Here is an 11261-nt window from a genome sequence, read left to right as displayed (position 1 = left end):
CATGCTGCACACCTGTGCCGCGGTGTTCGTGCCGGCCGCGTTGCCGCGGGGAGGGCGCGTCGCCTTCTGGAGCCCGGACGGCGATCCGCCCGCGGTGCCGCCCGGTGCCGAGGGGGAGTGCACCGAGCTGACGGTCGTCCGGCCGCATGGCACCGGTGTGCGCCGTCGCGTGGTCCCCGCGGTGCTGCTGCCCGTCGCCGCCGCCCTGCCGCTGCTCGCCCGTGCCCGGCACGACGCGACGACCCACCCGGCCACCGCCTGCTGGGGAGCCGCCGCCCTGCACGCGCTGCAGCTCGTCGCGCGTGGCCGGCTGCTGCCCGGTCTGACCACCGACGACCACGACGCCTGGCGGGCCGGGCCGCTCGACGCCGACGACATCGCCCATCTACGGGCCATCGCCGCCGCGATGCCCTACGAGGGCCACGCCATCCCGCTGCCGGGACTGCGCCCGCTGCGGCTGCCCGAGCCCGAGGCCCTGGTCAGATCCTTCCTTGACGCGGTCGCCGACATCCTGCCCCGCACCCCCGCGGCCGAGCACGCCGTGGGACGGCCGTTCGCGGCCCTGGCCCCGCAGCGGCTGCCGGACGCCCGTGCCTGGGCGGCGGAGGCCGCCGCGGGGATGGACGCGGGCGTGCGGATCTCGCTGCGGCTCGACCTGTCGGCGTACGAGCTGTTCGACCACGCCGACGAGGACGAGCCGCAGCGGCAGGCCGGCGCGGCCCTCGTCCAGGTGCACAGCCTCGCCGACCCGACCCTGGTCCTCGACTCCGCGCGGCTGTGGGCCGGAGACGGCGAGGACCACTTCGGGCCGAGGGCCCGCGTCGACGCGGTGCTGGCGCTGCGCCGTGCCGCCAGGGTGTGGCACCCGCTGGGGCGACTCCTGGAGCGCGAGGTGCCCGATGCCCTGGCGCTGACCGAGGACGAGCTGTACGAGCTGCTGGGTGTGGCGGCCACCGGGCTCGGTGCCGCGGGCGTGGCCGTGCACTGGCCGAGGGAGCTCGTGAGGACCCTGAGCGCCACGGCCGTGGTGCGGTCACCGGCGCCCGGGTCCGCCACCGACGGCACACCCTTCTTCGACAGCGAGCAGCTCCTCGCGTTCCACTGGCAGCTGGCACTGGGCGGGGACCCGCTGACCGACCGGGAGATGGACGCACTCGCCGAGTCGCACCGCCCCATCGTGCGTCTGCGCGACCAATGGGTCGTGGTCGACCCCGATCTCGTACGCAAGGCGCGCAAGCGGGAGTTGGGGCTCCTGGAGCCTGTGGACGCGCTGGCCGTCGCGCTCACCGGCAGCGCCGAGGTCGACGGCGAGACCGTCGAGGCCGTCCCCGAAGGCACGCTCGCCGCGCTGCGTGACCGGCTGACCGAGGGCCCGGCCGCACTCGCCGCGCCCGCGGGGCTCGACGCCACCCTGCGTGACTACCAGCTGCGGGGTCTCGCCTGGCTGGACCTGATGACCTCGCTCGGGCTCGGCGGCTGCCTCGCCGACGACATGGGCCTCGGCAAGACGATCACGGTCATCGCCCTCCATCTGCACCGGGCGGAGCGGGCCGGTGCCGCGGAACGGGCGGCTGTCGCCGAGCGGTCCGGCACCGGGCGCCGGCTCGGCGGCACGGCACCGACCCTCGTCGTGTGCCCGGCGTCCCTGCTCGGCAACTGGCAGCGGGAGATCGCCCGCTTCGCGCCCGGCGTGCCCGTGATCCGCTATCACGGCGCCGAGCGCAGTCTGGACGGCACCGGCACGGTCGGTGACAGCCCCGGCTTCGTCCTGACCACCTACGGCACGATGCGCACCAGCGCTGCCGCACTGGCGGCCGAGCGATGGGGCATGGTCGTCGCCGACGAGGCACAGCACATCAAGAACCCGTTCTCGGCGACAGCCAAGGCACTGCGCACGATCCCCGCCCCGGCACGGATCGCCCTCACCGGCACCCCCGTCGAGAACAACCTGTCCGAGCTCTGGGCGCTGCTCGACTGGACCACGCCCGGACTGCTCGGGCCGCTCAAGGCCTTCCGCGCCCGTCACGCCCGGGCCGTCGAGAATCACGAACACGTCGACAACGAGCAGGCCGTGGAGCGGCTCGCCCGTCTGGTCAGGCCCTTCCTGCTGCGCCGCCGGAAGTCCGACCCCGGCATCGTGCCGGAGCTGCCGCCCAAGACGGAGTCCGACCATCCCGTGCCGCTCACCCGGGAACAGGCCTCGCTGTACGAGGCGGTCGTGCGCGAGACCATGGCCGCGATCGAGAGCGCCGAGGGGATCACGCGCCGCGGCCTGATCATGAAGCTGCTGACCTCGTTGAAGCAGATCTGCAACCACCCGGCGCAGTATCTGAAGGAGGACGGCGCCCGGCTCGCCGCCCGCTCCGGGAAACTCGCCCTGCTCGACGAGCTGCTCGACACGATCCTGGCGGAGGACGGGGCGGTGCTCGTCTTCACCCAGTACGTGTCGATGGCCCGGCTCATCTCCGGACACCTCGCCGCCCGGGGGATCGCGTCCCAGCTGCTCCACGGCTCCACACCGGTGCCCGAGCGCGAGCACATGGTGGACCGTTTCCAGTCGGGCGAGGTCCCGGTGTTCATCCTCTCCCTCAAGGCCGCGGGCACCGGGCTGAACCTGACCAGGGCCGGCCATGTCGTCCACTACGACCGCTGGTGGAATCCGGCGGTGGAGGACCAGGCCACCGACCGGGCCTACCGCATCGGCCAGACCCAGCCGGTGCAGGTCCACCGGCTGATCGCCGAGGGCACCGTGGAGGACCGGATCGCCGACATGCTGCTCTCCAAGCGGGCGCTGGCGGACGCCGTCCTCGGGTCCGGCGAAGCGGCGCTGACCGAACTCACCGACCGGGAGCTGGCCGATCTCGTCTCACTGCGGAGGCCGTCATGAGCGTCGCGTCCGGGGGATGCGTCATCGGGAGCACGGCATGATCGCCCGCCGCCCCGGTGCCTCGCGCAGGGACGCTCCGCGCCGGCCGGACGACCGCAGACGCACGTTCCCGGCTCTCGCCCCGCGCGGCGGTGACCAGACCCTCGCCGCCTCCTGGTGGGGCAACGCATGGGTGAACGCACTGGAGGACACCGCACTGGATCCGGCCCGGCTCGCCCGCGGCCGGGTCTACGCAAGGCGGGGCCTGGTCGACGCGATCACGGTGACGCCCGGCCGGGTGACCGCCTACGTTCACGGATCACGCCCGCGTCCCTACCGCACGGACATCCGGCTGCGCACTCTCGGCGACGACGACTGGGAGCGGCTCCTGGAGACCGCCGCGGCACGCCCCGACCACATCGCCGCACTGCTCGACAAGGACGTGCCGCATGCCCTGGCGGACGCCGCCGAGCTGCTGCCCGCCCCCGGCGATCTCATCCCCGACTGCTCCTGCCCCGACGACGGCCTCCCCTGCAAGCACGCCGCAGCACTCTGCTACCAGACGGCCAGGATCCTCGACGAGGATCCGTTCGTGCTGTTCCTGATGCGGGGGCGGGGCGAACAGGAGGTCCTCGCGGAGCTCACCCGGCGCAACGCGGCGCGCTCGGCGGCGGAGCGGGCTGCCGCTCAGCGATCGGCGGCGCAGGGGAGCGCGGCGGCGGCGCAGTCACCGCAGCCGGCCTTGGCGTCGGTTCCCGCCGCTGGCGTACTCGCCGCCCGCACCCGTCCCGCGCTGCCTCCACCCCTGCCCGTACCCGCACATCCCGGGCGGCCGCCCGTGTATCCGCAGGCACCCGGCGCTCCCGATCCGCTCGCCCTCGATCTGCTCGCCACCGAGGCGGCGGGGCGTGCCCACGCCACCCTGCAGTCCGGTCGGGACCCGCTCGCGGACCTCACTCCCTGGCAGGACGCGGTCCGGCTGGCCGCCGCCCAGCCCGGTTCCGGACTGACGGCCTCCACTCGTGCGCTCTACACCGCGCTGGCGTGCGCCGCCGACCGCACCCCGACCGATCTGGCCCGCGCCGTCGCGGCCTGGCGCCAGGGCGGCCTCGCGGGTCTCGCCGCCTTGGAGGAGGAATGGGACCCTCCGGCCGGCCCGTTCGACCGGGCCCGCCCCGCTCTGATCGCCGCCGGATTCCCGGACGGTGCGGACTTCCGCCCCCGGCGCAACCGGCTCTCCACGCGCACACTCCAACTGCGCCTGGGCCGGGACGGCTTGTGGTACGGCTACGAGTCGGACGCCGACCGCGACGACTGGTGGCCTCGCGGCACGCCCGACCCGGATCCCGTCGGGGCGCTCACCGCGCTGATCGGCCGCTGAAGGCCGGGCCATTGCGACCACGACGCCGATGAGGAACGCCCGTGCGGCGCTGTGCCGTTCGATAATCCGCCCACTCGATGGGGTGAAAGGATGATCGGCCATAACCCGATTGGCTCCATCGCGTTATTTCCGGTGCGGGTAGTTACCCGTGGTCATTATCCGGAAGGCAGGAACAATGAGGCAGATTTGCCGAACAGGCCTCGTCGCAGCGATGGTCACGGGCGGCGCGATCGCCGCTGCCGGGGCCGCGCACGCCGACTCGGGCGCGCAGGGAAGCGCGGCCGGGTCGCCGGGCCTGATCTCCGGGAACGCCGTACAGGTCCCGGTGCACGTCCCGGTGAACGTGTGCGGTAACACCGTCAACGTGATCGGCGTGCTCAACCCGGCCGTCGGCAACCGCTGTACGAACGACGGCACCGGACGGACCGGCAACGAAAGGAATCGCGGAAACGCACACCGCGACACCCAAGGCACCGGTCCTGTGAACGTCCGTGACGACAACGACAACAACGACAACGACAACGCCAAAGACGCCGGCTTCGGCGGAGCCCTGGCCGACAGTGAAGTGAACGGTTCCCCGGGGCTGCTCTCCGGCAATGGGATCCAGCTTCCCGTCGATGTGCCGGTGAATGTCTCCGGTAATTCCGTCAATGTCGTCGGTATCGGCAATGCCTCCGTCGGCAATGTGTCGTCGAACGCCCCCGGAAATCCGCCGGTCGCCCCGAAGCCGGTGTCCAGGCCGAGGATGGAGGAAGTCGCGGCGGCTCACCACGAGCCACAGCAGGGGCCGGCCCAGCTGGCCCGGACGGGTGCCGCGGCCGGTGCCGCCTTCACCGTCCCGACCGGCGCGGCCCTGATCCTCGGAGGCGCGGTGCTCTACCGCCGCTTCCGCCCCGCGGCCTGACGCGGCGAACCGCCCCACGCGCCGGTGCCGTTTCGTGCGGCGTACGCGACGTGACGCGGCCACACAACACGGCGGGACGGGGCGCGCGTTCGCACCACCGCGTGACCGTCGCCGCCAAGCCGTCACCGCCTGACCGTCACCCTGCGGCCGTCTCCGCCCCGTCCCGCCCGGGTCCGCGCCACCGGGCCAGTACCGCCTCGATGGCCGGAGCCACCCGTCTGCGTGCCTCTGCGCGAGGCACGCCGCGCATGAGCAGGGCGTCGTACGGCGTGTCCAGATGGCGTACGGACGCACGCACCGCCGTCGTGACCGCGCCTTCGTCCAGGGCGCGCCCGGCGGCGGTGCGGCCCACCCGCCCGCTCCCGCGCTCCGAGGTGTGCGTCGCGACGTCGCCCGCGCGGTCCAGCGGGCAGTAAGGGAAGAGCCGCAGGATCTCCGCGGTGAGCGTCGCCGTGAAACGCACGTCCTGCGCCGCACGCCGCGCCGCATCGCGCTCCCGGCGCCGGGCCCTCGCCTCGGCGTCGGCCAGACAGGCCGCCTCGGCCCGGGCCAGCGCCGCCTCCTCCACCAGCAGGCCCTGACGCTCGTACCGTGTGCGCTGTCTGTTGTGCCGCACGACGACGGCCCACAGCGAACTCGCCTCACGGGCCCGCCTGGTGAGGGCCGCGTTCCCACGGGGCAGGAAGACCAGATGCCCCAGGTCCGCGCAGTCCAGACAGCGCGGTGCGTTGAACTCCAGCACCATCCGCTCCAGAGGAGTGCGATGGCACTCGGCGCAACGGCGCTGCTTCAGCGGCTCCACGACCACCAGAGGATCCACCGGGCCCAACCCCTCCCGTGCGGCGGCCACATCCCCGACATCGCCCCGTTAATCGTTCGATGACGGCACTTGGGGACTGCTAAGTTCCCCGTGTGGCGAAACTCAATCAGATCATCGCAGTGGAGAAAGGCGTCAAGTCCAAGGCGCACCAGGACCTCACGGCAGCCCATCACGGCCTCCAGAAGCCCGCGTTGCTGGCCGGTATCTCCAGGACGTACCAGCCGAAGGACGAGGAGGGCGAGCAGCTTCCGCCCGAGTCCACGCTGGTGCAGATCAAGGCCGAGGACGTGTTGGGCGACACCGCGAAGACCCTGACCCGGCTGTTCGATGTGACCGCCACCAAGGACTGGGCGAACTGCACGGCCCGTGCCGACATCACCGTCGACGGCCGGGTGCTGGTCGCCGACGCACCCGTCTCCTATCTCCTCTTCCTGGAGAAGCAGCTGACGGACATCAACACCTTCGTGCGCAAGCTCCCGGTGCTCGACGCGGCCGAGTCCTGGTCCCAGGACCCGTCCACGGACTCCTGGAAGACCGAACCCGTCAAGACGGTCCGCACCAAGAAGGTGCCCCGCAACCATGTGAAGGCGGAGGCCACCGAGAAGCACCCGGCGCAGGTCGAGGTGTACTACGAGGACATACCCGTCGGTTACTGGACGACGGTCAAGTTCTCCGGAGCGCTGCCCGCCCGCCGGGTGAACGAACTGCTGGACCGGGTGGAGAAGCTGCAGCAGGCCGTGAAGTTCGCCCGCGAGGAGGCCAACGGCGCGGAGGTCACCGACCAGCGCGTCGGGGACGCCGTCTTCGGCTACCTCTTCGGTCAGTAGACTCCGGAGGCTACGACCACACAGACTCCCCGTCCGCATCACCGCGGGCGGGGTGCGCGAGGAGCGCAAAGCTGAAGCTGAAGCTTGTCGTGACGAAGCGGTTCCAGTGGAGGTTCGAGTCCTCCCCCCGGCACTTCCTTACGGGCCGGGGTAGCCCAACTCGGCAGAGGCAGACCGCGATCAATCTCAGACTCTCGCTCCAGACTCAGCATTCGCCGCTCATCGCCGGATCGACCGGGCCCGGGCCCTGGTGCGTCGAAATGCCAGTTCGAATCTGGTCCGCCGAGCTCGATCGGCGGTGGTCCAAAGGCAGGACGCGACGCAATGAGACTGACCCGGGTCCTCAAGCGTGCCGGCGTGTGATGTGAGCGGCATCAACAGGGTCCGGGGGCAGGCTACGCCCCCGGACCCGCTCCGTTTTCACCCGCTTCGCCCTGCCGCTTCGTCTCGCCTGCCTCCCCGGTGCTCACTGGCGGTATCCGCCGAGGAAGCGGCCGATCCGGCTGATCGCCGCGTCCAGGTCGTCGGCGTGGGGGAGCGTCAGGATCCGGAAGTGGTCAGGACGCGGCCAGTTGAAGCCCGTCCCCTGTACGACCTGGATCTTCTCGCGCAGCAACAGGTCCAGTACGAACTTCTCGTCGTCGTGGATCGCGTGTACGGCGGGGTCGAGCCGCGGGAACGCGTACAGCGCGCCCTTCGGCTTCACACACGAGACCCCGGGGATCTCGTTGAGCCGCTCCCAGGCACGGTCGCGCTGCTCGCGCAGCCTCCCGCCGGGCGCGGTGAGCTCATGGATGGACTGACGCCCCCCGAGGGCTGCCTGGATGGCGTACTGTGCGGGGGCGTTGGGGCACAGTCGCATGGAGGCGAGCATCGTGAGCCCCTCCAGATAGCTGCGGGCGTGCTGCCGGGGGCCGGTTACGACCAGCCAGCCGGAACGGAAGCCGGCCACCCGGTAGGTCTTCGACAACCCGCTGAAGGTGAGGACGACCAGATCCGGGGCGAGGGCCGCCGCACTGTGGTGGACGGCGTCGTCGTACACGATCTGGTCGTAGATCTCGTCGGCGAACACCATCAGGTGGTGGCGGCGCGCCAGATCGAGGATGCCCTCGATGATCTCGCGCGGATACACGGCGCCGGTGGGGTTGTTGGGGTTGATGATCACCACGGCTCTGGTCCGGTCGGTGATCTTCGATGCCATGTCGTCGAGGTCCGGGTACCAGTCCGCCGACTCGTCGCACAGATAGTGGACGGGCCGCCCGCCGGAGAGCGTGGTGACGGCGGTCCACAGCGGGAAGTCGGGAGCGGGGATGAGGATCTCGTCGCCGTCCTCCAGCAGGGCCTGGACGGCCATGGAGACCAGTTCGGACACTCCGTTGCCGAGGAAGACGTCGTCGACGCCGACCTCCGCGAGCCCGAGGGACTGGTAGCGCTGGGCAACGGCGCGGCGTGCGGAGAGGATCCCCCGGGAGTCGGTGTAGCCGTGCGCCCGGGGCAGCATCCGGATCATGTCCTGGAGGATCTCCTCCGGGGCCTCGAAGCCGAAGAGCGCCGGATTGCCCGTGTTCAGGCGCAGGACGCTGTGGCCCGCCTCCTCCAGCGCGTTCGCGTGCTCGATCACCGGACCGCGGATCTCGTAGCAGACCTCGCTGAGCTTGCTCGACTGCCGGAACTCCATGCGTGCCCTCCCCGGAAACGGTATTGCTTGGTTTTACCAAGTGACCGCTTGGAAAGTCCAACGCCCGGTCTAGACTGCCCCGCATGCCCTCACGCCCGTCCACCGCGCCGCGCGCGGCACGCCGCCGAAGCTACGACCAGTACTGCGCCGCAGCCCGTGCCCTCGATGCCGCCGGTGACCGCTGGACCCTGCTGATCGTCAGGGAGCTGCTGGCGGGGCCGCGCCGCTACACCGATCTGCACGCGGATCTTCCCGGTGTGAGCACGGACGTCCTGGCCTCGCGTCTCAAGGGCATGGAGCACGACGGCCTCACCACCCGGCGCCGGCTCCCGGCTCCCGTCTCCGCCTTCGTCTACGAACTGACGGACCGCGGGCGCGCCTTGCTGCCCGTGCTCACGGCCCTGGCCGAGTGGGGCGCCCCGGAACTGGGCGAGCGACGCCCCACGGACGCGGTACGGGCCCACTGGTTCGCCCTGCCGCTGCGACGGAGCCTCGAGCGGGAGGGCTGGCAGGGGATCGTGGAAGTCCGCCTCGACGAGGGGGAGTTCCACGTACTGGTCGGTGAGGGCGCCCATGGGACGGTGTACGGCGAGGGGGCGCCGCAAGGCGGAACGGCGCAGGCGCGGCTCGAACTGGACGCGCAGACGTGCCTGGAGGTCAGCCGTGGGACGCTGAGCGTGGCGGAGGGGGTACGGGACGGTCGTATCCGTGTGAAGCGTCTCTCGGATCGAGGGCCTTTGCCGTACTGAGTACGCGTCCATGTCCGCGCCGGGGCGGAGGCGACGACGGTGCCGTGCTCTTGGGACGTGCCCCCCCACGTCGGCGGGACCGCCACCGAACGCCGTCGCGGGCCCCGGCATGATGGGAGCCGTGCGACTGGAACCGATCACCTGGGAACGGCTGACCGAGGCCCTCGCCGAGCGGGTCGTACGGACCACGGCCACCGACGGCAGCCGCTGGCTCCGCGTCGCCGTGGACGGCGCCCCGGCCGCCGGAACCGCCGCCGTGTCCGCCGCGCTCGCGGAGGCGCTGCGACTGCGCGGGCGTTCGGTCCAGGTGGTCGCGACCGCGGGGTTTCTGCGGCCCGCTTCGCTGCGCTACGAGCACGGCCGCGAGGACCCCGACGCGTACTACGACGACTGGTTCGACACGGGTGCGCTCTGGCGCGAGGTCTTCGGGCCGCTGGAGCCCGGTGGGTCGGGGCAGCTGCTGCCCGACCTCTGGGACCCGGTCGCCGACCGCGCCACACGCAGCCCGTACCGCGAACTCCCGCCCGGCGGAGTGCTGGTGCTGCACGGCCCGCTGCTGCTCGGGCACTGGTTCCCGTTCGACCTGACCGTGCATCTGCTGCTCTCGCCGGGCGCACTGCGCCGCCGCACGGAGGAGGCGGAGCGCTGGACGCTGCCCGCCTTCGAACGGTACGCACGCGAAGTGGCCCCGGCCGAGGCGGCGGAGGTCGTCGTCCGCGGCGACGACCCCCGCCACCCGGCATGGAACGACCCCTGGCGGCCCGGCGAAGGGTCCTAAGACGATGCCTGGAAGAGGCGGGCTTTTCAGTCAGGGCAGGGTGAGGGTGGCGATGGTTTGGCCTGCGGTGTCCTGGACGGTGACGCTGTGGACGAAGCTGTCCTCGACGTTCTTGGGTATGACCCCCGTGGGCAGCGGGCTGGTGGCGTACCAGGCGCCCCAGCCGGGCTGGCCGGCCAGGTGGACCAGACGGCCGGTCACCGTGCCCTTGTCGGTGACTACCTTCACGCCGGCCGCATCGCCCTTGCCGCGGTAGACGCCGGACAGGAAGTAGCGCCCTTCGACCAGCTCGGGCTGCAGGCTCACGACGGGCCGGCTCATGTCCGGGTTGCCGTCGACGACGCTGCGGAACTGGTTGGCCCTGTCCGGGGTGGACCAGTGCTTGCCGTCCTTGGTCAGCCACAGCTGCACCTTCGGCGCGGCCTGCACCCGCTCGCCCGGCGCCACCACCCGCACCGAGGACGGCGTAGCGGCCGGCTGCCCAACGGTCTGGGATGTAGGTGTGGCGGTGTGGACGACGGTGACGGCCAGCGGGATCAGCAGCAGCCCGCAGGCGGCGGCCAGTGCCGTGGTGTGACGTCGCCGCCGGGTGCGGCCTGCCTTCTCGATGGCGGCCAGAGGCACCGGGGAGGGGGTGATGTCGTAGGCGGCATCCGTGAACAGTTGATGCAGCCGCTCGCTGTCGGCGTGGGAACTCATCGGTGGGCTCCGGAATGGAAGTCGTCGGAAGCGAGGGCAGGGTGGCTGCGCAGGGCAGCGAGGCCCCGCCGGGCATGGGTCTTGATCGTGCCCAGTGAGCAGTTCAGCACCGTGGCGATCTCCTGGTCGCTCAGGTCCTCGAAGTAGCGCAGCACCATCACGGTCCTCTGGCGAGTCGGCAACGCCGCCAGTGCCTGGGCGAGAGCCGTGCGGCGCTCGGTGATCTCAGCATGTCCGTCGTGCGCGCTGTGCACCGTCTCCGGGAGGAACGGCATGAGCAGATGAGCCACACGCTTCTTGCGGATCCGGCTGAGGTTGTTGTTGACCAGAGCGCGGCGGACGTAGGTATGGACCTCGTCGCGGGGGATACGCCGCCAGCGGGCGTACACCTTGGCCAGCGTGGTCTGCACCAAGTCCTCGGCCTCGTGGAAGTCGCCGGTGAGCATGTGCGCGGTGCGTACCAAACGAGGCCAGGCAGCCGTGGCGAACTCGGCGAACTCGGCTTGACTCTCGTCCGTCACAATTGGTCGTTCCTCAACGTCATGGGTGAGGGCGCGTC

The 11261-nt window shown here is 71.6% G+C and carries 10 protein-coding genes; 6 read left to right on the top strand and 4 right to left on the bottom strand.

Annotated features, from left to right (window positions below):
* Position 1: 1 nt before the first annotated feature.
* The 3 genes from ACTWOL_RS08780 to ACTWOL_RS08770 all read left to right on the top strand — a co-directional run bounded on the left by ACTWOL_RS08780 (position 2) and on the right by ACTWOL_RS08770 (position 5151).
* Positions 2-2887 carry a DEAD/DEAH box helicase gene (locus ACTWOL_RS08780; RefSeq protein ID WP_474296026.1) on the top strand — a complete coding sequence of 962 codons (2886 nt, stop codon included), beginning with the start codon at positions 2-4 and terminating at the stop codon, positions 2885-2887.
* Positions 2888-2924: 37 nt separating this feature from the next.
* On the top strand, positions 2925-4247 hold the full coding sequence (locus ACTWOL_RS08775; protein WP_474296025.1) for an SWIM zinc finger family protein: 1323 nt from the start codon (positions 2925-2927) through the stop codon (positions 4245-4247).
* Positions 4248-4422: 175 nt separating this feature from the next.
* On the top strand, positions 4423-5151 hold the full coding sequence (locus ACTWOL_RS08770) for a chaplin (protein ID WP_474296024.1): 729 nt from the start codon (positions 4423-4425) through the stop codon (positions 5149-5151).
* 136 nt (positions 5152-5287) lie between these two features.
* On the opposite strand, the gene ACTWOL_RS08765 is transcribed toward ACTWOL_RS08770, so the two are convergent.
* Positions 5288-5971, bottom strand: coding sequence for a DUF2293 domain-containing protein (locus ACTWOL_RS08765; protein ID WP_474296023.1), 684 nt, complete (start codon positions 5969-5971; stop codon positions 5288-5290).
* A gap of 92 nt (positions 5972-6063) precedes the next feature.
* Here ACTWOL_RS08765 and ACTWOL_RS08760 point away from each other — a divergent pair, with 92 nt between their 5' ends.
* Positions 6064-6798, top strand: coding sequence for a DUF7873 family protein (locus ACTWOL_RS08760; protein WP_474296022.1), 735 nt, complete (start codon positions 6064-6066; stop codon positions 6796-6798).
* A 466-nt stretch (positions 6799-7264) separates the two neighbouring features.
* Here ACTWOL_RS08760 and ACTWOL_RS08755 read toward each other — a convergent pair whose 3' ends face one another.
* Entirely contained in the window at positions 7265-8476 is a 1212-nt protein-coding gene (locus tag ACTWOL_RS08755; RefSeq protein ID WP_474296021.1) for a pyridoxal phosphate-dependent aminotransferase, read from the bottom strand.
* Between the two features lie 83 nt (positions 8477-8559).
* On the opposite strand from ACTWOL_RS08755, the gene ACTWOL_RS08750 reads away from it, so the two are divergent.
* A complete protein-coding gene (locus ACTWOL_RS08750) occupies positions 8560-9225 on the top strand; it encodes a winged helix-turn-helix transcriptional regulator (protein ID WP_474296020.1) in 666 nt (221 codons plus the stop codon).
* Positions 9226-9337: 112 nt separating this feature from the next.
* Positions 9338-10003, top strand: a complete 666-nt coding sequence (locus tag ACTWOL_RS08745; RefSeq protein WP_474301121.1) for a nucleoside/nucleotide kinase family protein — start codon at positions 9338-9340, stop codon at positions 10001-10003.
* A gap of 30 nt (positions 10004-10033) precedes the next feature.
* Here ACTWOL_RS08745 and ACTWOL_RS08740 read toward each other — a convergent pair whose 3' ends face one another.
* Together ACTWOL_RS08740 and ACTWOL_RS08735 are read right to left on the bottom strand one after the other, a co-directional pair.
* A complete protein-coding gene (locus ACTWOL_RS08740; RefSeq protein WP_474296019.1) occupies positions 10034-10702 on the bottom strand; it encodes a hypothetical protein in 669 nt (222 codons plus the stop codon).
* Complete coding sequence (locus ACTWOL_RS08735) at positions 10699-11223, bottom strand: SigE family RNA polymerase sigma factor (protein WP_474296018.1); 525 nt, start codon at positions 11221-11223, stop codon at positions 10699-10701. The genes ACTWOL_RS08740 and ACTWOL_RS08735 overlap by 4 nt, the downstream gene beginning before the upstream one ends.
* Between the last annotated feature and the right edge of the window lie 38 nt (positions 11224-11261).

Source organism: Micromonospora sp. IBHARD003 (assembly GCF_056106285.1).
Note: the sequence above shows the minus strand (reverse complement) of the source record. Positions and strands in the feature narration are given on the sequence as shown.

Coding starts and splice junctions, on each gene's coding strand:
- ACTWOL_RS08780 (WP_474296026.1), top strand. CDS start 2: ATGCTGCACACCTGTGCCGCGGTGTTCGTGCCGGCCGCGTTGCCGCGG.
- ACTWOL_RS08775 (WP_474296025.1), top strand. CDS start 2,925: ATGATCGCCCGCCGCCCCGGTGCCTCGCGCAGGGACGCTCCGCGCCGG.
- ACTWOL_RS08770 (WP_474296024.1), top strand. CDS start 4,423: ATGAGGCAGATTTGCCGAACAGGCCTCGTCGCAGCGATGGTCACGGGC.
- ACTWOL_RS08755 (WP_474296021.1), bottom strand. CDS start 8,476: ATGGAGTTCCGGCAGTCGAGCAAGCTCAGCGAGGTCTGCTACGAGATC.
- ACTWOL_RS08750 (WP_474296020.1), top strand. CDS start 8,560: ATGCCCTCACGCCCGTCCACCGCGCCGCGCGCGGCACGCCGCCGAAGC.
- ACTWOL_RS08745 (WP_474301121.1), top strand. CDS start 9,338: ATGGGAGCCGTGCGACTGGAACCGATCACCTGGGAACGGCTGACCGAG.
- ACTWOL_RS08740 (WP_474296019.1), bottom strand. CDS start 10,702: ATGAGTTCCCACGCCGACAGCGAGCGGCTGCATCAACTGTTCACGGAT.